Below are 23,109 nucleotides of genomic sequence, written 5' to 3' on the forward strand. Positions count from 1 at the left end.
CCGCACCAATCGCATTCGGCTGCACATGCGTGCTGCCTATGGCTCCCAATTGCACATGCGTCGCAGTCACCGCTCCGCTTCTGAGCTGCTCGCTGCCGACCGCTCCCGCTTGCAAATGCTCCGCTCCCACTGAACCGCTCGCCAGATGCTCGCCATCTACGGCGTCCGGCGCCAGCTTCGCTCCGCTTACGCTGCCATCTGCTAACGCCGCTTCCGTCACCGCGGCAGGCTGCAGATGTAACGACGCAACGCTCCGCTCCTTCAATTTAGCTCCGCTAATCGATGAATCTGCGATGTGCTCACCGTTCAATCCATCCATCGCCAAATGATTGAGCTGAAAAGCCCCTGGAAGAATATGTTCCGGTCGGATAGACATCGGCTGGAGATGTGCCGAAGAGATTTCACCCGCCTGGATGTGCCTTCCCTTCACCGCCCCGTAGCTAATCTGATCTTCTCCTACCGCGTTGGCTGCCACATGCTTGCGCTGAATCGATTCTGCCTGCAATTTGTGCGCAGATACGCTGCCATCAGCCAACTGTTCGGCCGTCACCGCGCCATTCGCCAGCTTCGACGTGGTGACGCTGCCGTCAGCCAGGCTCTGCTTTTGCACAGCCCCGGCTTCGATATGATCGGCCTGAACGGCTCCCGTTGCCAGCTTCGTGCTCGACACCGCGCGCTCCGCCAGCTTCGCTCCATGAATCGACTCATCCTGGATATGCTCTGTCTGCACGCTGTTCAACTGCAAATGCTGCGGTCCGACCGCTTGCCGCGATAGATGTTCACCGCCTACCGTACCATGCGCCAGCTTCCCACTCGTGACGCTGCCTGCCTGCAGCATATCGGTCGTAATGGCAGCATCTTGAATGTGCTCCCCCGACACTGCCTTCGGCGCAATAGTTTTTCCAGTTACGGAGCGTTCTTGCAGCTTCTCTCCAGTAATGGCGGCATCTGCGATATGCTCTTCCCGTACGGAGGAAGCCTTCAGTTGTTCAGAGCCCACAATGTTAGCCTGAAGGTGGAAAGTGGCAATTTCGCCAGATCCGATATGATGTCCCCGCACCGCTTGAGCAGCGATCTGACGCGAACCGATAGCACCATTCTCTAGATGCTCTTCCTTGACCGCTTCGAGCGCCAATTGTGCAGAACCTACGGCATGGGCGCTTAATTTTTCCGAAGTGATGCTGTCAGCCGCAATCTTGTCGACCGTTACGCAGCCATCCTTCAGAACCGCATTCGTAATGGACTGCAGCTGCAAATGCTCGCTGCTTACCGTTCCGCGCCCCAGCTTGCTCTCTGTTACCGCTCCGTCCGTCAACTTGTCACTCGAGATCGAGCCGTCTGCCAGATGATCGCTCCGAATCGAGGCTTGCCGCAAATGCGGTCCGAAGATGGAGGCTTCGGCGATATGCGTGCCATCCACTTCGCCAGGTCCGATATGATGAGTCCGTACAGCACGGTCTGCAATATGACGCGCTTCGACCGCCTCATTGCCGATATGATCGGACTGTACAGATTGGGAGTTGAGATGTGCGGAATGCACGGTGCGCTTCGCAATCTTGTTGCTCGTAACGCTGCCATCCGCCAGCTTCTCATTGATGATGCTTGCATCCTGCAGCATATAAGCCGCGATGGCACGAGGTTCAATATGCTCGCTGCGCACCGCTTTCGGTGCTATTTTTTCAGAAGTGACCGCATCATTCTCCACATTCTTCGTCTGCACGACTCCAGGCGCCAGATGATTTCTCTGGATGCTGTTCTCTGCCAAATGGCGGCTCTTAATCGACATCGGTACGATGTGCTCCGCGCCAACCTCGCATCCGGCCAGATGACGGCCCTCTACGGAACCTTCCGCCAAGTGGCGGCTTTGAACCGCCTCGTCTGTCAAATGACGGGGCTCAACCGCTTGCTCAGCCAACTGTCTGCTTTGCACGGCTCCCTCGGCCATTTTACTTGCATGAACGGCACCGTCTTGCAGCGTATCCGTCCGGACAATACCCGATTGCAAGTGCGCTTCGTTAATAATCTGTTCGCGCAAATGATGAGGCAGCACGACCCCCTCGGTCAAATGCTCCGATAAAATAATGCCTGAATTCAAATGTTTCGACTCAATCAAATCCGGCTGCAAGTGATGTGAACCGATCGAAGAGCTGCGCAAATGCTCACCGGCGACGGAATCCTTTTGTAAATGCTCCATGGATACCGAGCCTTCAGCCAAGTGCTCTTCAACAACCGCATGCTTTGCGATGTGCCGACTGCAGATTTCACCTTCCGCAATCGCCTCTGAGCGTACTGCATCGGCAGCCATATGCAAGCTGGATATTACGCCTTCTTGCAGATGCAATCCCGATATGCTGTCTTCAGCTATATGCCTTTCCGTCACGGCTCCTTCCTGAAGATGGCTGCTCGTCACGGCATGCTGCGCAATATGTCCGCTTGTTACAGCCCCTGCTTCCAAATGTTCGCTTGTAACGGCATACGGAGCGATTTTGGACGAGGTAACGGCTCCTGTGTCTACATGCCGTTCTCGAATGACAGAGTCGCCCAAATGCGTGCTTTGAATCGATTCCGACTGCAGTTTGCGCCCAGGCAGGCCGTTTTCCGGAAGAAAATCACCTGAGAGCACATCCGGGCCGAGATGCAGCAAGGAAACCGTGCCCTTTTTCAAATGATAACCTTGAATAGATTCGACCCGCAAATGCTTGCCTGAAATTGTTTCGAGCGCAATATGCTTGCTCATAATGGCTTGAGGTGCCAGCTTATCGTTCGTGATGCTGTTATCCTGCAGCATATCGGCCGTAATGGCTTGCGGTTGGATATGGGTTTCATTGACCGAGCGCGGAGCAAGGTGTCGCTCTTGAATTGAACCTTCAGACAGATGCTCAGATTGCACCGCTTCATGAGCCAACTTGCGGGAAGTAATGACCCCGTCCTGAACATGTGTTTCGGTAACGCTAGCCGCTTGGATATGCTCAGAAGTTACACTGTCTCCAGCCAGCTTCTCCTCTGTGACCGCCCCGTCCTGCAAATGCGCGCTCTCGATGCTATGCTGACGAAGGTGCATGCTGCCAATCGTATCATCGGCGATATGAACGGCTTGAACACTGTCAGGTGCCAATTGCCGGGAGGTAATACTGTGAGGTGCCACATGTTCCGTATTTATCGCTTCGCTTTGAATCGCTTGGCTGTTAATCGAATCCGGCTGCAGATGATCGCTTCCGATGGCCGAATCCGAAATGTGCAGTGGCAGTATCGACGCGTCCCGTATCGCTTCAGAAGTGACGGAACCCTCGGACAAGTGAATGGCCTCCACGCTGTCTATCGCCAATTTGTCAGTAGTCACGCTCATATTCGCCAGCTTGATGGAGGTGACCGACATGTCGCTCAGCTTATCGGTAGATACGCTTTCCGGGGACAGCTTCAGCGAAGTGACAACATGATCAGCTAAGTGATGGGAATGAACGACACCTGCTCCGATATGCCGATCCCGTATCGAATGAGGAGCAATCTTATCACTGGTAACCGCTTCTTGCTTCAGCATGGCGGATTCGATCGTCTGAGAGCGGATATGCTCGCTGCCGATCGCTCCCGGTGCAATGTGCCCCTCAAGTACGGCGTTCTGTTCAATGGCCGGCGAACTGACGGCACCATCGCTGAGGTGTCGTGCCAAGACGCTGTCGTCTGCCAATTTATCCGAAGTGACACTCCATTCCGCCAGCTTCTGCCGCGTAACGGATTCGTCAGCGACGCGATCTGTCGTAATGCTTTGCAGAGCCAGCTTCTCCGTCGTCACCGCACCATCTTCAAGGTGCGTCGTGTTAATCGCTCGCACATCCAAGTGTTGGCCCTGGACCGCCCCGGGTGCAATATTATACGCTTTTACCGCCCCGTCCTTGAGGTGCTTATCCGCGATGGAGTCCTGCTCGATATGTTCTCCTCCGATAGCATCCGGATGAATATGCTGTGCATTCACGGATAGCGGAGCTATATTCTGCGAACCGATCGATTGTTTCGCAATATGCCGGGACTGGACCACTTCATCGGCTATTTTCGTAGAGACAATACTCTGATCGGCTATCTTGGAGGCCGTTACTGCATGATCGACGAGCTTCATCGTCGTAATTGCCTGGTCGGCTAGCTTCTCCGCGTTAACGGATTGCTCACTAAGGTGCCAGCTTTGAATCTCGCTCTGTCCGATATGTTCCTGCCGTACTGCTTCTTCATGAAGATGTTTGGACTCAATGGAGCCTGAAGCGATGTGGCTGCCATGGACGGAGCGAGCCTGAAGCTGAGATCCGATTAAGGACCCGGGAGCTATATGAATGCCCTGAATCTGTCCGTGACCGATATGGCGGCTTTCTACGGCTTGATCGGCTATTGCTCGACCAGACACACTGCCATCTACTAGATGCGGGGTTCTCACACTGCCCGCGGCCAACTTGTCACCCGTCACTGCGCCGTTTCGTATCTTTGATGTCGTAATCGCGTCCTCACCCAGCTTAGATGCATCGACAACCTCATTAGCCAAGTTTTCGATTTGAATGGCGCCGCTGCGAATTTTGTCCGAAGTAATCGATTGATCCTGAATTAATTCGGAAGTAATAATAAATCCACTTAAATGTTTCGTTTGAATGGAGCCCTCGGCAATTTTGTCGGAGTCAATCGTTTTGTCCGCCAGCTTCTCTGAAGTAATGCTTCCGTCTTTAATTTTCCCGCCTGTAATGGAACGGTCCCGAATTTTACTTCCGGATATGGCATTGCGTATTAAATGCTCTCCGGATATCGATTCCGGAGCGAGCTTTGAGCCCGTTACTGCGTTATCCGCTATCTTAATGGCGGAAACAGCGTAGTCGCACAAGGCGTCCGTATCCACGCTTTCCCGCTTCAGTTTAGAACCGCTAATGGAGTAAGAAGCCAACTTCTCGTCTGTGACAGCTTCATCCGCGATGTCATCGGTGTATACAAACGCTTTGGCACGTGCTTGGCTTCGCTTTTCCGCCAACCACTGCGCCCTTTCCTCTTCCTTCTTCTGCTCCAGCTTCTCTTCATCCCGAACTGTTTTTGGCTTTGTGTCCGGCAGTAAGTTTCCTTCCGCCTTTCTGCCATCCCCTATTCTACCTTCTGCCGATCGGCTCTTGGAGGCTGCAGGAACGGAGCCGGACTCCTCGGTTTGCTGGCTGCTGTCTGGATCATCTGTTGAAGAATTCGTTGCTGGAATCGCTGGAGATGACGATGCGGGAGGAGGCGGAGAATTCGGGATAATGGCTGCATGCGTCTCTGGCTGTGGAGCAGGCTCGGGAACTTTTTCTTTGGAGACTTTAGAGACTTTGGAGACTTTGGAGACTTTGGAAGCTCCGGCAGCAGCAGGTTCCTGCAAGCTCTCGATCCCCCGGGCCTCCGGGACTTGGTCATGACTTGAAACCGCCGCATCGGACGGAGATAAATCCGCTTGAACCCGTTCTGCAGCAGAAGCGGTGATGGTCTCAGCCGGCTTCGCTTCGGATGTGACGAATAATTCCTCCTGCAAGAGGTTGGAAAGCGTTCCGGGCGCACCTTGATTAGTTTGCGCTGCCGGCGCAATTATCTCGGCAGGCGGCTCTGCCAGCGCATTAATGCTGGCTTTCTTTTGCTGTGCTTCTTTGCTCTTAATCGATTTGGACATACGGTCCAGCATTTGCAATTCCGACGTGTTCGGATTATCCACATAATAGAGCGGCCTCTTGCCCTTAGCTGGACGGTTTTCTTTCTTTTTTTTCATGTGCTCTCTCCTTTCCGACGGGCTACAGTCTAAACCTAAAGCATTATATGCACCCAAGTGCTATCCCGTCACTCGCCTATGCCGTTCCCTGCCCAACATTTAGAAAATGCGCTTTTTTTCGGATATGGAGTAAATATCGCTTCTACTCGATTTGGCATCCGCATACCTCATCCGCCCACCGTTCCGCCGTTTGTTTCCAAGTGAAATGGGTCTGCACATGCTGCACGGCTGCCTCTCCCATGCGGCGCCTCATTTCACTATCCCCCAACATATGAACTAACGCTCCGGTCAATTGCTCCTTCAAGCGGAACGGAGGGACGAGCAGCCCAGTCACCCCGTCTTTTACGACTTCTTGAATTCCGCCTACTCTGGTCGCCACGACGGGCACGCCAGAGGCCATCGCTTCGAGATTAACGAGACCGAATGCTTCCCTTGCCACGGACGAGACCACGACAATATCGGCCAGCGTATACCACTTTGGCACTTCCTGATGTGGAACATAAGGGATGAACCGGACATGATGCGGGTATTTTCTGCCGATTCGCTCCAGCTTGCGCACATAGGCCGTCTTCCGCGGGGAACCGTAAAAAGCGCTACCGACAATGACAAACAGCGCCTGCGGATGCTTCGCAATGACTTGGGGCAAGGCCCGCAGCAAAAAGTGCACCCCTTTCAAGGGGATAATCCGCCCTACATACATAATGATGTCGCGATGCTCCCAGCCCTGCATCTGCTTGCCCGCACGCACTCTCCGTTCACCGTCATCTGTCCAGCGGGATATAAACCGTTCTCCATCCACCCCAAGCGGATTGATGATGATGCGGCCTGCACAATCCGGGCATACCGCCGCCACTTGATTGAACAAATAACGGCTGTTCACAAAAATTCGTTCAACGGCACGCAGCGCCAGCCGCAGCATTCTCGGTGCAATGTGCTTCGGGTTTATAAATGTCGTGGAATGGAGACTGAGCCATACCCGGGAATCCGGAAAGGAGCGGATGAGCGGCAGAACGAAGCGGGGGCGGTTCTCTACCTGAATAATGTCTGGAGCAAACGAGCGCAGACGCTGCATTACCCCTTGCAAATACATCCGTGCGCTTCCCGCACTGACCCGTTCGCACGGTACGCCGCGAACCGTTCCATACCGTTCTTGTCCGAACCACTGCTTCGAATAAATGCGAGCTTCCATCCGGTCGGAAGCCAAGCCTGACACATACTCAACCACACGCTCCACGGAGCTGCTGGAACCGGAAGGTATCGGAAAAGTCCCCGGAGTAATGACTGCAACTTTAGGTAAGCGCATGACGGTCCTCCTTTCGTTAATTCTATCGTTCGCCTTTGCCAATCGCACTGCAAGCTTCGATGTCGAATTAGCTTCTTGCCAACCTTTGTTATCAAAAGCAGCTTTTGAAACTGCCTCTTACCGTGAAATTAGACATTCGGCCTTCTGCACTCGTCCATACCCTTGGCAGGGGACATACATACGATGCATTATCGCCGCTGGCAAAGCGTACTTGCGCTTTGAACCTGGAGGAGGTACGTCCATGTCCGATAACCGAATCGGCATCTTGTTCAATGCAAATTTATTGCGCGGACTTATCCGTGGAAAAACAAAGCACGAAGCGGTTTCTTTTTATGAAGAAGCAGCCCGGCAGTTCGGGGTTACTCCATGCTATTTCCGCATCGAAGACATAGATATTCGCAACATGGAGGTCTCCGCCTATGTGAGAGGACGCGGAGGCTATGTGAGGCGTCGCATGCCTCTTCCCCGCGTCATCCATAATCGGGCCATCTATTTTCGCTCGGCTGCACATGCCCGCGTCCGCGCTTTGGTTGAGCGTGAAGTCGCTCTGTTTAATCAAGTAAACCGGTACGGGAAAATAACTATTCACGAGCTGCTGCGCACGGATCGCAGCATCGCCCCCCATCTCCCTGATACAGCCATCGCGCAACAAGCTTCCATCACCGCAATGATGGATCGCTACGATGCGCTCATACTTAAGCCGGATAACAGCAGTATCGGGCGCGGTGTTATGAAGCTGGAACGCGTGCGGACCAGATGGCAGACCACATACTTGGCTCGTACTTCCAATCGTGTTCGCCACTGGAGAATAGCGGAGACGGGACACGGCAGTCTGCCTTGGAGCGTCATGTCTAAGCTCGCCAATGAAACCTACCTCGTGCAGCAGCTGCTTCCTTTAGCAACGTATCGCAAGCGCCCATTCGACTTGCGTGTATCGGTACAACGTGACGGATCGGGAGAATGGCAAGTAACAGGCATCGTCGGCAAAGTCGCTCCGCCGCACACCTTCTTAACGAATGTAGCACAAGGCGGTAAGGTCCAACGCTTCGAGGATTTGGCGGCAGCCGCGTTTCCCCATCTGGCCTATGCCTTGCTTCACCAGCGCGTGAGCGAATTCTCCCTGCGCGTCGCATGCAGACTGTCTCAAGTCCTTCCCCACTTGGCAGATGTCGGGCTCGACATCGGAGTCTCTCCGGACGGAATGCCTTTATTTATCGAATGCAACGGACGGGACCAACGTTACAGCTTTCGCGAGGCAAATGAGATCGAAACGTGGAAGGCCACATATACCAATCCCATTGCTTATGGAGCTTCACTAATTCATCAGCATCAACATCGGTAATTGGCTTGCGCCGTTATGTACTATTGTATTGAAAAAAGGGGCGTTCTGTGTCAAGATAGTCCACAGGAAGCACGGGTAACGTGGTTCTGTGTGATGACAAAATACAGGGCGTCCCATGGCGGCGCCACATAAACCAGGTGATTGTAAACGATGAAGAAACGACTGTTACGGCTGTTAACCGAATTGTCCTCGCGCAAATGGGTATCGCGCATAGCCGGAAGCTTTGCCAACTCAGGATTTAGCCGGAAATTGATTCCCACCTTCGCGAAGACGTACAAAATAAAGGTGGATGAAGCGGAGAAACCGATCCTTGAATATCGCACGCTGAACGATTTCTTCACGCGGCGATTAAAGCCGGGTATGCGACCGCTCACCGAAGGGGAGCAGACCTTGCTCAGTCCTGTCGATGCGCTCATTACGGGTATGGGACCGATTGAAGAGGGGCTCATCTTTAACGTTAAGGGACAAGACTATACGCTCGACGAGCTGCTGCACCGATCGCCGCATCGGCAAAAGTACAAGCGGGGCTACTGCTTTGTGCTCTATTTGAGCCCTACCGATTATCATCGTATTCACTCCCCTGTAAAAGGTACCACCGTGGAGAGCGAGCATGTGCCGGGACGTGTATACCCGGTCAATGATTTCGGGCTGCGTCATATGCCAAGAGTGCTTAGCCGCAACGAACGGTTAATTACGTATATTAGGCATGCTTCAGGTGAAGTGGCGGTCGTCAAAGTAGGAGCGCTTAACGTGAGCAGTATCCGCTACACGGATGATACAGTCCTGCCGTCTTATGAACGCGGACAAGATCTTGCATACTTTGAATTCGGTTCGACGGTTGTGCTGCTAACGGAGAGCGGCACGTTTGATCCGCGCAGCGATTTGCAGCTTGGCATGAAAGTAAAGATGGGGGCAAGCTTGGGGCAGCTGCATGCGCGACCGGAGCGCCAGCCGAAACAGCAGGCTTGAGCGCGCTGCGGCTGCTCATCGGATAATTTCAACATATAAGCCAAGGCCGCTTCCGTTCCTTCTCCACTATGTGGACAAGAGAACCGGAAGCGGCCTTGTTCATGTTCTAACCGATTCACGCCCCGCCCGTATCCTTAACGGATTTCGGATGGACTGCGTCCGGTGTATTGCTTGAATTGGCGGCTGAAGAAGAAAATATCCCGATAACCGAGCGCATCCGCCACTTCAGTGACGTTCATGCCTGCGTGATGCAGAAGATGCTCCGCCCGCTCGATGCGGGAACGAATAATATAGGTCTGTACTGACATGCCGATCAGCTCTTTGAATTTTACGGAAAAATAACGCGGCGACAGCTGCGCCCGCTTCGCCAAATCTTGTATACGGTGATTGGCTCCCGGATTTTGACGGATGTAATTCGCAATTTCTTGAATGGACTCCGCTAATTGATGGCTTGTCTTTCGTTCGCCCGGCTCTTCCTTGTCTACACGCAGCAGATGGATCATCAACTGCTTTAAGACGAGCTGCGCCTCGATCTCAGCCCCATACGTATCAGCCAAGAATAAACGGACATAGCGCGCAAGCAAATGTTCGAAGTCGACCGTCTCCTCCAACTTCCGATAAGGCGCGGGAATCTCGGTGACTTCCGTATTGACATCGAAATGGATATACGTCAGCGTCAGCGGCTTCTGTGGATTGTGCGTAGCGGACGTATGGTCTCCCGGCCGAAACAGGAAGCAGCTCCCTTTGCCAATGTCATACGGCTCATCATTGAGGAACAGCTCCCCTTCCCCGCCCCATACATAGAACAAATCGTAATTCGGCATTGCCTTCTCCCGCTTCAGCCATTTCCAATTCGGTTCGCACGTAATCTTGGCACAAGCCGGCTTTAATTCATACAAAGTCGGCGCAGCATTTAACACGGTGAGTGCCTCCTTCACTATCGCTCTTACAAGCAAAGTAGATTTATTAGGTTAAGGAGAGAAAATTTCCTGCATCTTTATTCGAAAAGTTTGCACTATTTTACTATACTACCACCTGAAGTCACAATTTGTACATGCTTTTGCAAGAGCGCCGCTGAATCTAATCCTTCGTGACGAATGTGGAAAAATGATGATATAATAGGAAAAAGTTATGTAAGCTTCAAGGGCGCCTGTTCAAGGTATACTTCGTGATAAAAAGGGGCGCTTTTTGAACCGCCACTAAAAGAACGATGTTGGAAGGATGGACGATACATGAACCCACTGTCTCAACAATTGAATGAAACGATTCGCCAAGACAATCCGAACATTTATGCCATGCTCTCCCGCCTCGCTCAGCAGATCTACTTCCCTAAGGAAGGCATTCTGAGCCAATCCGCGGAAGCAGCGAGCAAAGCGAAGGCTTTCAACGCAACGATCGGCATCGCGACCGAAGGCGGAACTCCGATGCACCTTCGTGTCATTCAAGATTCGCTTTCCGCCTTTAACCCGAAAGATATTTATCCGTATGCACCGCCGGCTGGCAAGCCGGAGCTGCGCAAGCTGTGGCGCGAGAAGATGCTGAAGGAGAACCCTTCGCTTGCAGGCAAGCAAATAAGCAACCCGATTGTGACCAATGCGCTGACGCATGGTTTAAGTATCGTAGCCGACTTGTTCGCTGATGAGGGCGACGTCGTCATCATGCCGGATAAAAATTGGGAGAACTATGACCTGACCTTCGGCATCCGCCGCGGTGCGGAGATGGTATACTATCCGCTCTACAATGAAGAATGGAAATTCAACAGCGATGGATTGCGTGATGCGCTGCTAGCCAACCGGAAGAAAGGCAAAGCCATCGTCGTGCTCAACTTCCCGAACAACCCTACAGGATACACGCCGGGTCGAGAAGAAGGACAAGCGATCGTCGCTGCGATTCAGGAAGCGGCCGAAGCCGGAATGCGGCTTGTCGTCGTGACGGACGATGCCTACTTCGGCTTGTTCTTTGAAGATTCCATGCATGAATCATTGTTCGGCAGTCTGGCATCCCTTCATCCGAACGTACTGCCTGTGAAAATAGACGGCGCAACGAAAGAAGAATATGTATGGGGCTTCCGTGTCGGGTTCATCACGTATGCCGCCGAGTCCGAAGCACTGCTATCCGCGCTTGAACAGAAGACGCTTGGCATTATTCGCGCGACTATTTCCAGCGGTCCGCATCCTTCGCAGACCTTCGTGCTTCACGCGCTGCAATCTCCCGACTTCGATGCGCAGAAGCAAGAAAAGTTCAACATCATGAAATCCCGCGCCAACAAAGTGAAGTCTTTGCTCGATAGTGGAAAATACGGAGACATATGGAGCTATTACCCGTTCAACTCCGGTTATTTCATGTGCTTGAAGTTGAACACCGTGCAAGCGGAGACGCTTCGCACCCATCTTTTGAACCAGTATGGCGTAGGCACTATCGCGCTTGGCGAAACCGATCTGCGCATTGCTTTCTCCTGCATTGAAGAGGAGCATCTGGAACAATTATTTGACACGATTTATCAAGGAGTCATTGACTTGACGAAATAAGTTGATTCCCATGTTTATATACCGCATGAAGCCGGCAGCAACTCGCTGCCGGCTTCATGCATTTAGAGCACTATCGTTTTGATTGTTTTTCTAACCGTATTTTCATGAAAAATACAACTCCTAAACGACTGCTTGAATGTGTTGCAATTTACCAACATTATCTTCTTGTATTTCCACTCTTCCTTTTCAAAGGGGGCACGAACAATCTTGTATTTGATTGAAGCGCCGCCTTTTCCAACGGCTGGTTACAGCTCATCCGAACTGCTATTCTGCGGTAAAGCGGATGTGCACGATGATGCCACGTTATCCTAACGCTGGCTGCTTATCTATGACACGGACATCATTCTATGCCGACAGCAAGGCGAAGTCATTGACAGATTATCCATCAACGACATGACGGGAGCGCGAATTGTCGATGCGATAGGCGGCGGCTCGCTTGTCGTTGATACGGAACGAGCAGCGCAAGTGCTTGTCAGGTACACTTCAATGGAAAGCGTAAAGTTCTCCTTCGCCTGCCGCCTCCTGCAAGCTCTCGCCAAAGGCGAAGATATCCCGGTTCCATCAGCAGATGATTGGCCCAAACGGTGGCATTATCCATGTATCCAGCCAATTGCTCCTGTTCTGTTCTATCTTTACCATGATGGCTTCAATGAATTGGCAGCTTACGCTGTTCGCGCTTGTTCCCGCCCCTTTCAGGCTCGCACGAAGAACTGTTGGCGCAAGATGGGTCTACGCCAAGCTCGTTCGTGCCCAACAGGAAATATCGGAAATTAAGGGGGAATATCTCTTTGCCTGAGTTGCATTTGTGCGAAAAAAACACCGAGTCGTCTGACGCTTTCCCCCCTTCGTCTGCTCCAATGGAAGACATTCGTTATCTGTCTAAGAACGTCTTCTTTTGCCATACAGACGGTGGCGTGCTGCAATTGACGGATCATGATAGCATCATTTCAGAGATTCAGCTTTACCGTACGTTTCCCTTCTCTCATGCGGAACGTTATTTATCCGTTCGGAATAGCGATGGGAACGAAATAGGGATCATTCCGGATATTACGCAGTTAGACGAAGATAGCCAAATCGCGATTCGACTGGAGCTGAAGCGCCGGTATTTCGTTCCAGAGGTGGAGCAAATCCACAGCATACGCGAAAAAGACAACATATGGGTGTGGGAGCTTACGACTGATCGAGGAGCGCTCCGCGTCGAGTTCGAGAACTTGCACGAGCATGTGCAGCCCTCTCCTGAAGGTAGGATGATTCTTCAGGTTATGTTCGGACGGCGTTGTCTCGTACCGCCGTTATCGAAGCTCGACGCCGCTAGCCGACGTTGGCTGAAGCGCTTATTCTGATCGACGAAGGCTGACGCTCCTTGGAGGTTCGTCAGCCTTTCGTTTACAACAGCAACAAGCGGACTATAATATTGGCTGTTTCTTCAATAGCCTTATCCGACACATCCAGCACATGGCACTTCCACGCATCCGCTAGCACGCTTCCATAATGTAGTTCTTCTTGAATCCGCTCCGAGGACACGTAACTGGATCCGTTCGGAAGTCCCAATGACTTGAGCCGTTCTTCCCTGATACGCAGCAACTGCTCGGCGCTCATCGTCAGCATGAAGATGCGATCGCCGGAGATTTGGTACATTTCCTGAGGCGGTTTCACTTCGGGAACGAGCGGTACATTCGCTACTTTATATCCCTTGTGACTAAGAAACATGCTTAAAGGGGTCTTCGAAGTACGAGATACGCCGACAAGCACGATGTCAGCTTCCAAAATGGCCGTCGTGTCTCGCCCGTCATCGCATTTGACGGTGAATTCAATCGCTTCCATTCTCCGGAAATAATCGTCGTCCATCTGATGCAGCAAGCCCGGCTGTCTGCGGGGCGCATCGTTGAACGTGTCGATAAACGCTTGCATCATCGGACCCATAATATCGACGGCGCGCACACCTAGCCGGATGGCTTCTTCCTTCATCATCTCGCGCAATTCTGGCTGCACGAGCGTATATACGACAAAGCCGCCCTCACTGCTCACCTGCTCCATCACAGTCCGAATTTCATCCTCATGCTTTATATGACTGACCCGCTTGATCTTTACCTCATGACCTTGAAATTGGCGTACGGTCGCCCGTACGACAATTTCCGCAGTTTCCCCTACCGAATCGGAACATACGGTAATGACATATGGAGATTGCTGGCTGAGTCCATCCATTTAAAGGTTCCCCTTCCTTTACCATCCCTTCATATGGCGAAGGAACACTTTCAATATCGTCGTCTTCGTTACGCGTCCCACGACTTCCCACTTCTCCGTCACGGCGTCTCCTTGCTGAGGAACGACAACGGGCAGTGTATCAATATCATGCTCGTCCATTTTTTTAGCGGCATCAAGGATCGAATCTTGCGGTTGCGCCGTAATTAGCGGTGTACGGGTCATGACAAAGCTAACCGGCATCGTCCCTGCCATCGTATTTCCAAGTGTTACCTTCAGCAGATCTTTTCGTGATACGACACCGAGCAGCATCCCTTCTTCGTCTGCAACGATAAGGCTGCCCACATTTTCCAAAAACAAAGCGACGACTGCATCATGTACCGAAGATGTCTCTCTTACAATGACAGGCATGGACTGCACGTCCTGCACGCGGATATCGATCGGCTGCGGTGCGGCACTCTGCGAGATGTTTCCCGGGAAATAACCGACTTTAGGCTTGGCATCCAAATAACCTAACATAACGAGTACAGATAAATCGGAACGAATGGTCGGTCGGCTTACGCCAAGCTGCTCGGCGATTAGGTCACCGGTAATCGGCGCGAGGCGTTTGACCAGTTGCACTATTTCAGATTGACGCGGTGTGAGTTGTATGGCGCAAACCTCCTTCAAATTTCGTCATTTGCTGCATACGGTCTCGATTAGTTCTATCTTACTTCAATCCCCTCGCTTCGTACAATAGTTTAACACGCAGCAAGAAACACTCCCCCTCACACGAAGAGCATTTCTCACACGCGCATTGTTATCTATCACCCATAATTGACTTGTTCGGAGCATACCCATACGACATCCGCCTCAGTCATATCCCGCAACAATCCGCTGTTCTCATCTTGAGAAATACCGGAATGCAGCCATACCCCGACAAGCGGTAAGTCCCGCTTCACATCGTGGCACCGGATTTGTTCAGCAGCAGTACGCACGAGCTGTGCATGCTGCTTCCATTCACCGCCAGCAAAAGGCAGCAGAACGGAAATGCGCACGTCCCGACCGCGGTCATGTGCGCGCTTCTCTGCACGGAATAATGCCTCCGCTTGCATATCTATCCATTCCGGAACGACTCCGGAAATGTTCATTGGTTCAGGAAAAACATTATGAAGCCATTGCTTGCATTGCTTTAGCTTCAGCCACTGCTGGTGCAAGCGCTGCTGTTCGTAGGAATCATCGGTCTCAGCAGCTAATCGCTGCAGCACCTCCATACGCTGTTCCAGGTCAGATAGAGCCGGAAGCATTTCTATCAGTGGTGCATCAGCAAGCATAACATACATGTGTATGCCTGAATGTTCACCGGCCGTCATCAGAAGCTGTTCATACTCTGCTGTCATGAATGGCACTAATTTGTGAAGCGCGGCACAACGCTCTGACACGGTTCCAGAGACCAACACCTCACGCACAAGACGCTGTCTCTCGGCATTCATGAATGGCTGTTGTCCCGGTATAACGAATAAGGTGGAGCAGCCAATCGCAATGGCAGCCTGCATTTCGAGCAGATGCGCACATCGGGCAACCGTCTGCACGCCTTGCCGCTCTTGCAAATCACGGGTCTCCTCCCATACATAGCCGACATTGTGCACCGCTCGCTGTCGCATTGAAATCAGCTTAAAAGTATTCTCTTCAAGCGTGGCCTGAACGGAGTTTGCAGCTTCCGAGGGGGCGAACCACCGCTCCGCGTGATTCATATTAGATTTCAAGGTGCTGTACCTCTCTCTCCGCGCAAAGCTGCTCTTGACAGTCATACGAGCCGCATTCCATGTAGTACATCATGACTCTTTCTGTATCCTGCTCTGCAATAATTCGCTTGCAACGTTTACACAAGATAATGCCCAATAATTGACGCTGCCCATGTTCCATCGGACATCCACCTCTCCTTAAGTTTGTGATGGGTATCCTCTTGTACTTCTCGGCTGAAAAGTGACCTTTTTGAACTCGCACTATTAAAATATGCTGTCATATTTCTTTCATGTGAGCGAATTCATTAGTGAGATACCCTATAAATATGACGCCTTAAAGTATCGTATTCATGCAACAATTTTTCAGCATGTGTGAATTAACCAATTGCTTTTCCATATTTTATATCATATTATCTAATAAGACGCAATATATAATTCATTTAGTACGTCATATTTAAAACGTGGGGGGAGATCAGCATGGACAGACAATTGAGCTTAGAGTGCATCCGTGTTACTGAAGCAGCCGCACTAGCCGCTTCGCGGTGGGTTGGCCGGGGAAATACAGAGGAAGCGGACGGTGCTGCGACCAGCATTATGCGGCACATGTTCGAAAGTGTTCCGATACGGGGACAAGTCGTCATCGGTGAAGGGGAAATGGATGAAGCGCCGATGCTTTATATAGGTGAACCAGTTGGTTCCGGGGCAGGCTCTCATGCGGATGTGGCCGTCGATCCGGTGGAAGGAACCGAATTAGTCGCGAAAGGATTGAATGGCGCCCTGTCCGTCCTTGCCGTTGCGGACTCCGGCCAGCTCCTCCATGCACCTGACATGTATATGCAGAAGCTCGCCTGCGGACCACAGCTGCGCGGCTGCCTTCACCTGGATGATCCACTCGATGTAACGGTGAAGAAAGCTGCGGCTGTACTCAAGCGTGACCTGTCGGAAATGACGGTCTCTATTCTCGATCGTGAACGGCATGCGAAGCAGATTGAATGTCTCCGGGCAACGGGCGTGCGCTTGAAGCTGCTAAATGCAGGCGATGTCGCCGGAGCAATGGCCACCGCCTTTTCAGAATCGGGTGTTGATCTCTATGTCGGATCAGGAGGCGCTCCAGAAGGCGTGCTGGCTGCAGCAGCGTTGCGCTGTCTTGGCGGCGAGTTGCAAGCGCGTCTGCTGCCTTCGAATGACGAAGAAGTGAAACGCTGCTTGCAGATGGGCATCCGTCAGCTAGATCGGCTCCTGATGACGGAAGACTTATCCGGGTACGGCGATGTGCTGTTTGCCGCAACAGGAATTACTCCGGGCGATGTACTGCAAGGCGTACGCATGACGCAGGATCATTACGCGGAAACGCATTCCCTTGTCCTTCGCTCCAAGACCGGCACCGTGCGATTTGTCCGTACGCTTCACCGTCTACTGCCTTGTGACGTCGCGCCATTTCACTCAGAGCAGCCTCCGGGCAGTTATGCGGCAGATATCCTCAAGTCCAACGCAATATAGCGCAGTAGAATGAGGTGCAGATCGGTATAGTGTGGTACAAAGTACGTGCAGGGCAATGATGCGCGTTATTGACATAAGGAGAGGGAGACTGAGTTAGCCCCCCTCTCCCTGTTATGTAGCCCGTCTACTTCCTCGGCTTGCCCGTCAAGCCGACATGTTCATCATACGCATCGAACATGCGCCTTGCTATCGGAGCCGCTCCCCAGGCGCCATACCCGCCTTCAGGCACGACGACGGCGACAGCCAGCACCGGATCGTCGGCAGGAGCATACGCGATGAAGACCGCATTCTCCACCATCTCCTTCCGGCCTGCAATCGACTGTTCCGACGTACCCGTCTTGCGCACGAATTTGTACGGAAAGCCGTCGAAGCCCTGTACCCCGACACCGAGCATTCCTTTTTCCACCGTGTCCCAATATTGTTGCTTGAACTTCATTTCACTGAGAACTTCTGGCTTCATCTGCTTTACTGTATTCCCGTTTGCATCAGTAATTTTCGATACGAACTGCGGCTTCAGCCGTTTCCCGTGATTAGCCAGCGTCGCCGTATACTGTGCCAACTGCAGCGTCGTATATTTTCCTTGTTGTCCGAACGATGCGTAGGCAAGCGAAGCCTGCCCCGTCTGATTCTCCTGCATATAATCGAGAATGCCCTCTGACTCCGCTGGAAAGCCGCTTCCCGTATGGATGCCGAGCCCGAATGCCTTCATATAGCTATCCCATATTTCAAGTCCTTTTTCTTTTCCGTATTTCAAATAGAGCGGATTTCCAATCTTGTCGACCATAAAGGCATTCGACGATGATGAAAGAGACCGCGCGGGGTCCATCATGCCGAGGGCATACCTTGAAGCGTTATGTACTCTGGCCTCTTTCCCTTTGCGCCCGAACTCAGCATACCCAATGTCGCGATACGTCGTTGACGGATGAATCAAGCCTTCTTGCAGTCCAATGAGCACCGTCAACGGCTTCATCGTAGACCCGAGATAGACGAGTGATGACGGATGAAGGTTGTTTTCTTTTTTGCTTCCGTAATCTTGGAATACCTCACGCACAGTGCCGTTATATTGATTCGAGCCAATGTGCTTTAAAGCCTCTTCACTGATCCTCCCAGTGCGCCAAATGTTCGTATTATAGTCAGGCACATTCGCCATTGCGATAATGTTGCCCGTCTTCACCTCCATGGCGACCGCATAGCCCGTAATGGCATTCGGCGCCCGTTCCGCCTTAATGTTGGAGCTGCGCAGCTTGACAAGATGTTTCTCGATAGCTGCTTGCGTCTTTAATTGCACATCCTTATGCAGCGTGAGATGAACGTCCAATCCTTTTTCCGGCTTGGTCAGCTCCATTGGCCCGATAATCCTATTGTTTGAATTGACGGGATACGTTTTGATCCCGTTTGATCCCCGCAGCTCTTCCTGATACATTAGTTCAATGCCGTCGAAGCCGACGAACTCGTTCTCCAAATATTCGCGTTCGGGATCCCGCTTCTCGTTATCAATGCGCTTATAGGCGCTCACATGCTGTTTCGCCGTATTGTATCTGCGCAAATATCCAACGATTTGCGGAGCGACCTTGTCCTCATCATACTGCCGGATGCCTTCTTCGATTATATCGATAAACGGGTACGTATCCCTATTCTCCAAAAAGTAAGCGATTTCTTTCTTAGTTAAATCGATTTTGATTCTGCGCGGGACATAGCCGTAATTGACCCGGGAACCGATGTCCATCTGATCGTACACCATCTGCTTCGTCATCGGTATATTCGGATCGCCGTACCGCTCAAACACCGATACGATCTGATCCGCAATGAGCAGCGCTTCCTCTGGCTTATAATTTTTCTCCATTTTAAAATATAGTGAATGGGTCGGTACCGAATATGCCAGTTTATTGCCGGCAGCCTCAAAAATGCTGCCCCGTATCGGAGATATTTCAATGCTCTTCGTGCCGATTTTTAGCATTTGGCTTCTTAATTCGGGTCCTTGAACAAATTGCAGCAGGGCGATTCGCACAATCAATACGGTAAAGACGAGAAATGTAACAAAGAAAAAAATACTCATTCGCAAATAAAAATGACGCCGGTTCCGTCCTGTTCGCTGCTCCTTCTCTTCATCCGTCTGGATCTGCATGAATGGTATATCCTCCCACAACCATTAATACCTAAATGGTATCTTATGCCCCATAACTTGTAAATTCTTTTTTATAACCCGAACTTCTCTATTCAAGGCGGCCCGCTTTCGCATCGCCTGTTCGAATTCGTACGCATACTGCATCAGCACTGGCTGGCTCCGTATACGGCTTCCCCAGAAACGTAACATTATAAGGTCTGCCATTATGTTCATAACCAGCCGGAACCGTGACGGAAGGATAGCCCGCCTGGCCAACTTGTTCACTTCTATACTTGAGTACTTTCCACACTTGATTACGATTCGTGTGCAGGGGCAAGGTGATGCAATCTGAATGATGGGGAGAGTGGGCAAAAGAGATGCGTAAGGACATACCTTCTCCGGACAGAATAGAGTGCAATAGATACATGAGCAAAGTAAATCGATTTCGTATGTCTGCGTAATTTTCAACCTTGTTCCTTTCTCAGCGTGATCAAAAAAAACCGCCTTCCGGCAATCACATCACGTGATTGTCGAAAGAAGCGGTTTCATCAAAAAACTCATTTGCCGTTTATCCATATGTAATGCAGCCGCCACAAGCTCTTGTCCTCGTTCGGTGAAGCAAGCAACGATTTCCCCTTACTCACAGGTCAGCTTGAAGCCAGCATTACTCCTCATCCTCTGTACGTGCGCGGGCTCGCTTCATGCGAGATAGGAGCGCAATGACCGCGCCGCCAGCCAACACTGTCAGCTTAAAGCTCCACGACGTCGTTCCGAACCATAACGGTAATGTTAACACCACGGCCGATGCCAAGTGAATGCGGGTGCTCATATCGAGCGCCGCTTTATGGCGTGCATTCAACGGTATCGGATATATCGTGCGCCATACATCATGACGGTGATACGTGAACAGAGTCTTAAGCTGTGCGCCGATAACAAATACGAATAAACCATATAAGAGCGCGCTCCATTCAGAGTCTCTTGTCCAGATTAACAGCAGCAGTCCCAATCCGTTTAATCGAAGCATAATACCCAGCAGCTCGCTTCTGGCGAATGTTTTGGCCAGCAGATATCGGTAGGCTGCCTGCGGTGTGAACGCAAAGCGGTCTCCATACCGCTTGAGCCACGGTCTTGCATAGCGGCGTTCTTCCGCAGCCGGCATATCGACGAAGCCGCTTAAGAACAAATAGACGCGTCCCTCGTGGACCTTCTCTGCTGCAATGTGCGCCTCCCACGGGAAATGCAGTGTGCGCCGCGTAAGCAGCCACGCAATATAGACAATTCCAGCGATCCCGGAGGACAGAGCGGCCAATGGGATGCTGAGCCATAACCAGCATGCCACCGCACCCCAAGCCCATATATAGCGAAACAGCCGACTGCTAAGACGCCACTTCGGATCAACGATGTGACGTTCTTTCCAAGCGCCGAAAGCGGCAACCGCTTTAAAGAGCAGCAGCACCGCCAACGAGAGGAGAAAACCCTTTGGCTCCGCGTCTGCACGGTTATACAACGGCCACAGCACACACCAGCTCGCAACCAAGAGCAGCATACGCGGCCAGAGGCTGTAGCGTACGCTCCGCTTCATATAAGATCCCAGCTGATGCTCCATGCGCAGCAGGAACACTAGATCCGCTGGCTCCAGGAAGGTGCGGTACGTCGTATATGCGGCTGCAGGCGCCAAGAGCACCAACGCCAATTCCCGCACAGGGAAAGAAGGCGGAATCCGATCCAGAAACGAGGCATACAACGCCACTCCTGACACGAATCCAAAGACAATGACCAGTCCCAGCCCGCTCTGAATGACGTAACGCAAGTAAGGCAACACTTTTCCCCAAAATCGTCGTACCCGCAGCTGCCATAAGGCTTCTGCCTCCATAACCGGCAGCTTAGTTGGGCGCATTTCGCTCTCTACTCGTTCCATGTTAGTCCACCGCCTGATGCATCGTCTCCCCCGACCCAAGCGTAGAAGAGGTCTTCCAATCGTTGTGTGGCCGCCTCCCCTGAACGGTGAGCCAATTGATTCTGAAGCTCATGAACGGTTCCCGCTCCCATGACTCGCCCATGATGAAGAAGCACGAATTGATCACAATAATGCTCGATGGTTGATAAAATATGAGAGCTTACCAATAGCGAAGCGCCTTCTTCCTTTACGCCCTTCATATATTGCAAGAGCGAGCGGATGCCTAACGGATCCAGTCCGAGAAACGGTTCGTCAATGATATATAGTGGCGGACGAACGGCAAACACGCACATCAGCATCGTCTTCTGCTTCATCCCCTTCGACAAGTGCTGCGCCGCCTTGTCCAGATGCGGCTTCATCTGGAATAGATCGGCCAGCTCCGCCACCCGCTTCTCGAATAATGTCTGCTCTACGCCATAAGCAGTTGCTGTCCAGACGAGATGCTCGCGCACAGTTAGCGCATCATACAATATCGGAGATTCCGGCACGTAAGCAAGTGCAGCCCGGTAAGCTTCCGGAGCTTCAGAGAGCGCACGCCCCTGCAGACGCACCTTGCCCGAATGCGGCTCCAGCAAACCGAGAATATGCTTCATCGTCGTGCTCTTCCCTGCACCATTCAATCCGATAAGTCCGACCATTTCACCTCCGTTTACATTAAAAGTTATATCGTGCAGCACCGGTCTGCCGATGCTATATCCGCCAGTCAGGCGATCAATTTGCAATAAAGGTTCCATTTGTTTCACCTCAAGGATTATTATACCGGACAGCGAAGAAGGAAGCGAATGCCACCGATCGACGGCCATCACCTGCGTGTCTCCTATGGGTAGCATGTGCGGCATCGTAACGTCCGCCACTAATTACTCGGTCATGTGAGAAGCAGCCGACGGCTTCCTTCGTAACAAGCGACAAAGCCCGCCAGCAGCGTTCATGCTGCGGCGGGCTTCATACCCTCTCTGGCTCGAATCATCCGGTTGCGGACCGGTTAATTTCCTGTCGTTTATTTCGTATCGCTTTCCCCTTCGGTCGCCTCGCCGGACGCTTTATCGCTTGATGAGCCGGATTTGGCTTGCTCCGCCGCCTTGCGCGCTTTCTCTTCTTCCCGCGCTTTAATCAACGCGGCCTCCCCTTTTTGCTGCAGCTCGGCTACCGCCTCATCGACCGTCTTCTTGTTGTCAATAACCGCTTGCAGCGCCTCCGTCTCCAGTTTGCGGAATGGCTGGTAGAACTCCATCGGCACATTTTCATTGCCCCAGGACGTGTTGCTATCTTTAGGCTTCAGCATATAGAAGGCTTCCATACTCTTGCCGTCCACTTCCTTGAAGAATTGATTGCGCGTCGGAATCCGGCCGTCCATCGCCCGCGAAGCGGCCTTCGCCACTTCCGGGCCATTGACGAATTTAATGAATTCCCATGCCGCCCGCTTATTGGCGGAGTCGGCGGAAATCGCGTAAAGTTCGTTCAAATAGACAGTCGCGGAAGTATCCGGCGAAGCCGGATCGATCGGAACCGTTACAATGCCCCAATCGAAATCCTTGGCATTCTTATTGTACATCTTCCGGTTTTTCAGTTGGTTCATATACCATGGTCCGTCTAGAATCATTGCGGCCTTGCCTGCCAGAAATTTATTATCGTCGTTCCGCATATAGACAGGTCCGTTCTCGTCGTTGCTCGGCGGGTTAACATAGATGGCCTTGCTTCGTATTGCATCCGCCGTGGTCTTAATGG

Annotated in this window: 18 protein-coding genes; 6 read left to right on the plus strand and 12 right to left on the minus strand. The window is 52.0% G+C overall.

What is annotated here, in order from left to right:
- Together A372_RS35250 and A372_RS0102450 are read right to left on the minus strand one after the other, a co-directional pair.
- A partial coding sequence (locus tag A372_RS35250; protein ID WP_019419256.1) for a hypothetical protein occupies positions 1–5,755 on the minus strand: 5,755 nt, incomplete at its 3' end.
- Between the two features lie 142 nt (positions 5,756–5,897).
- Positions 5,898–7,058 carry a glycosyltransferase family 4 protein gene (locus A372_RS0102450; protein WP_019419257.1) on the minus strand — a complete coding sequence of 387 codons (1,161 nt, stop codon included), beginning with the start codon at positions 7,056–7,058 and terminating at the stop codon, positions 5,898–5,900.
- A gap of 241 nt (positions 7,059–7,299) precedes the next feature.
- On the opposite strand from A372_RS0102450, the gene A372_RS0102455 reads away from it, so the two are divergent.
- Together A372_RS0102455 and asd are read left to right on the plus strand one after the other, a co-directional pair.
- Positions 7,300–8,400, plus strand: coding sequence for a YheC/YheD family endospore coat-associated protein (locus A372_RS0102455; RefSeq protein ID WP_019419258.1), 1,101 nt, complete (start codon positions 7,300–7,302; stop codon positions 8,398–8,400).
- Between the two features lie 150 nt (positions 8,401–8,550).
- Positions 8,551–9,369, plus strand: coding sequence for an archaetidylserine decarboxylase (gene asd, locus A372_RS0102460; RefSeq protein ID WP_019419259.1), 819 nt, complete (start codon positions 8,551–8,553; stop codon positions 9,367–9,369).
- A 134-nt stretch (positions 9,370–9,503) separates the two neighbouring features.
- On the opposite strand, the gene A372_RS0102465 is transcribed toward asd, so the two are convergent.
- Positions 9,504–10,289 (minus strand): helix-turn-helix domain-containing protein, encoded by a 786-nt coding sequence (locus A372_RS0102465; RefSeq protein WP_019419260.1) that lies wholly within the window; start codon positions 10,287–10,289, stop codon positions 9,504–9,506.
- A gap of 312 nt (positions 10,290–10,601) precedes the next feature.
- On the opposite strand from A372_RS0102465, the gene A372_RS0102470 reads away from it, so the two are divergent.
- The 3 genes from A372_RS0102470 to A372_RS0102485 all read left to right on the plus strand — a co-directional run bounded on the left by A372_RS0102470 (position 10,602) and on the right by A372_RS0102485 (position 13,240).
- The gene (locus A372_RS0102470) at positions 10,602–11,897 is read left to right on the plus strand and encodes an aminotransferase class I/II-fold pyridoxal phosphate-dependent enzyme (protein ID WP_019419261.1); all 1,296 of its coding nucleotides are present in this window, start codon (positions 10,602–10,604) and stop codon (positions 11,895–11,897) included.
- A 393-nt stretch (positions 11,898–12,290) separates the two neighbouring features.
- Positions 12,291–12,671, plus strand: a complete 381-nt coding sequence (locus A372_RS37095; protein WP_157259393.1) for a hypothetical protein — start codon at positions 12,291–12,293, stop codon at positions 12,669–12,671.
- A 14-nt stretch (positions 12,672–12,685) separates the two neighbouring features.
- Positions 12,686–13,240, plus strand: a complete 555-nt coding sequence (locus A372_RS0102485; protein WP_019419264.1) for a DUF1854 domain-containing protein — start codon at positions 12,686–12,688, stop codon at positions 13,238–13,240.
- Positions 13,241–13,283: 43 nt separating this feature from the next.
- Here A372_RS0102485 and A372_RS0102490 read toward each other — a convergent pair whose 3' ends face one another.
- The 4 genes from A372_RS0102490 to A372_RS36885 all read right to left on the minus strand — a co-directional run bounded on the left by A372_RS0102490 (position 13,284) and on the right by A372_RS36885 (position 16,004).
- Positions 13,284–14,102: a pyruvate, water dikinase regulatory protein gene (locus A372_RS0102490; RefSeq protein ID WP_019419265.1), complete on the minus strand. Its 819-nt coding sequence runs from the start codon at positions 14,100–14,102 to the stop codon at positions 13,284–13,286.
- Between the two features lie 18 nt (positions 14,103–14,120).
- A complete protein-coding gene (locus tag A372_RS0102495) occupies positions 14,121–14,768 on the minus strand; it encodes a helix-turn-helix transcriptional regulator (protein WP_019419266.1) in 648 nt (215 codons plus the stop codon).
- 137 nt (positions 14,769–14,905) lie between these two features.
- A complete protein-coding gene (locus tag A372_RS0102500; RefSeq protein WP_019419267.1) occupies positions 14,906–15,844 on the minus strand; it encodes a hypothetical protein in 939 nt (312 codons plus the stop codon).
- Positions 15,834–16,004 carry a GapA-binding peptide SR1P gene (locus A372_RS36885; protein ID WP_019419268.1) on the minus strand — a complete coding sequence of 57 codons (171 nt, stop codon included), beginning with the start codon at positions 16,002–16,004 and terminating at the stop codon, positions 15,834–15,836. The genes A372_RS0102500 and A372_RS36885 overlap by 11 nt, the downstream gene beginning before the upstream one ends.
- Before the next feature lie 296 nt (positions 16,005–16,300).
- On the opposite strand from A372_RS36885, the gene glpX reads away from it, so the two are divergent.
- Entirely contained in the window at positions 16,301–17,323 is a 1,023-nt protein-coding gene (gene glpX, locus A372_RS33025) for a class II fructose-bisphosphatase (protein WP_019419269.1), read from the plus strand.
- A 124-nt stretch (positions 17,324–17,447) separates the two neighbouring features.
- Here glpX and A372_RS0102515 read toward each other — a convergent pair whose 3' ends face one another.
- The 5 genes from A372_RS0102515 to A372_RS33030 form a co-directional block, all read right to left on the minus strand.
- Positions 17,448–19,448, minus strand: a complete 2,001-nt coding sequence (locus A372_RS0102515; protein ID WP_019419270.1) for a peptidoglycan D,D-transpeptidase FtsI family protein — start codon at positions 19,446–19,448, stop codon at positions 17,448–17,450.
- Positions 19,449–19,536: 88 nt separating this feature from the next.
- A complete protein-coding gene (locus A372_RS37100; protein ID WP_157259394.1) occupies positions 19,537–19,818 on the minus strand; it encodes a hypothetical protein in 282 nt (93 codons plus the stop codon).
- Positions 19,819–20,091: 273 nt separating this feature from the next.
- Positions 20,092–21,345, minus strand: coding sequence for an ABC transporter permease (locus A372_RS0102525; protein WP_019419272.1), 1,254 nt, complete (start codon positions 21,343–21,345; stop codon positions 20,092–20,094).
- Positions 21,333–22,118: an ABC transporter ATP-binding protein gene (locus A372_RS0102530; protein WP_036703066.1), complete on the minus strand. Its 786-nt coding sequence runs from the start codon at positions 22,116–22,118 to the stop codon at positions 21,333–21,335. The genes A372_RS0102525 and A372_RS0102530 overlap by 13 nt, the downstream gene beginning before the upstream one ends.
- 263 nt (positions 22,119–22,381) lie before the next feature.
- Positions 22,382–23,109, minus strand: a 728-nt coding sequence (locus A372_RS33030; RefSeq protein ID WP_019419274.1) for an extracellular solute-binding protein, incomplete at its 5' end; no start/stop codon positions are given.

Source organism: Paenibacillus sp. OSY-SE (genome assembly GCF_000283315.1).
Lineage (GTDB): Bacteria > Bacillota > Bacilli > Paenibacillales > Paenibacillaceae > Paenibacillus_B > Paenibacillus_B profundus.

Excerpts from the sequence above, each read along its gene's own strand:
- A372_RS36885 (WP_019419268.1), bottom strand. The coding sequence starts at position 16,004 with ATGGAACATGGGCAGCGTCAATTATTGGGCATTATCTTGTGTAAACGT.
- asd (WP_019419259.1), top strand. The coding sequence starts at position 8,551 with ATGAAGAAACGACTGTTACGGCTGTTAACCGAATTGTCCTCGCGCAAA.
- A372_RS0102490 (WP_019419265.1), bottom strand. The coding sequence starts at position 14,102 with ATGGATGGACTCAGCCAGCAATCTCCATATGTCATTACCGTATGTTCC.
- A372_RS0102450 (WP_019419257.1), bottom strand. The coding sequence starts at position 7,058 with ATGCGCTTACCTAAAGTTGCAGTCATTACTCCGGGGACTTTTCCGATA.
- A372_RS0102525 (WP_019419272.1), bottom strand. The coding sequence starts at position 21,345 with ATGGAACGAGTAGAGAGCGAAATGCGCCCAACTAAGCTGCCGGTTATG.
- glpX (WP_019419269.1), top strand. The coding sequence starts at position 16,301 with ATGGACAGACAATTGAGCTTAGAGTGCATCCGTGTTACTGAAGCAGCC.
- A372_RS0102515 (WP_019419270.1), bottom strand. The coding sequence starts at position 19,448 with ATGCAGATCCAGACGGATGAAGAGAAGGAGCAGCGAACAGGACGGAAC.
- A372_RS0102530 (WP_036703066.1), bottom strand. The coding sequence starts at position 22,118 with ATGGAACCTTTATTGCAAATTGATCGCCTGACTGGCGGATATAGCATC.
- A372_RS0102455 (WP_019419258.1), top strand. The coding sequence starts at position 7,300 with ATGTCCGATAACCGAATCGGCATCTTGTTCAATGCAAATTTATTGCGC.
- A372_RS0102470 (WP_019419261.1), top strand. The coding sequence starts at position 10,602 with ATGAACCCACTGTCTCAACAATTGAATGAAACGATTCGCCAAGACAAT.
- A372_RS37100 (WP_157259394.1), bottom strand. The coding sequence starts at position 19,818 with ATGTCCTTACGCATCTCTTTTGCCCACTCTCCCCATCATTCAGATTGC.
- A372_RS37095 (WP_157259393.1), top strand. The coding sequence starts at position 12,291 with ATGACGGGAGCGCGAATTGTCGATGCGATAGGCGGCGGCTCGCTTGTC.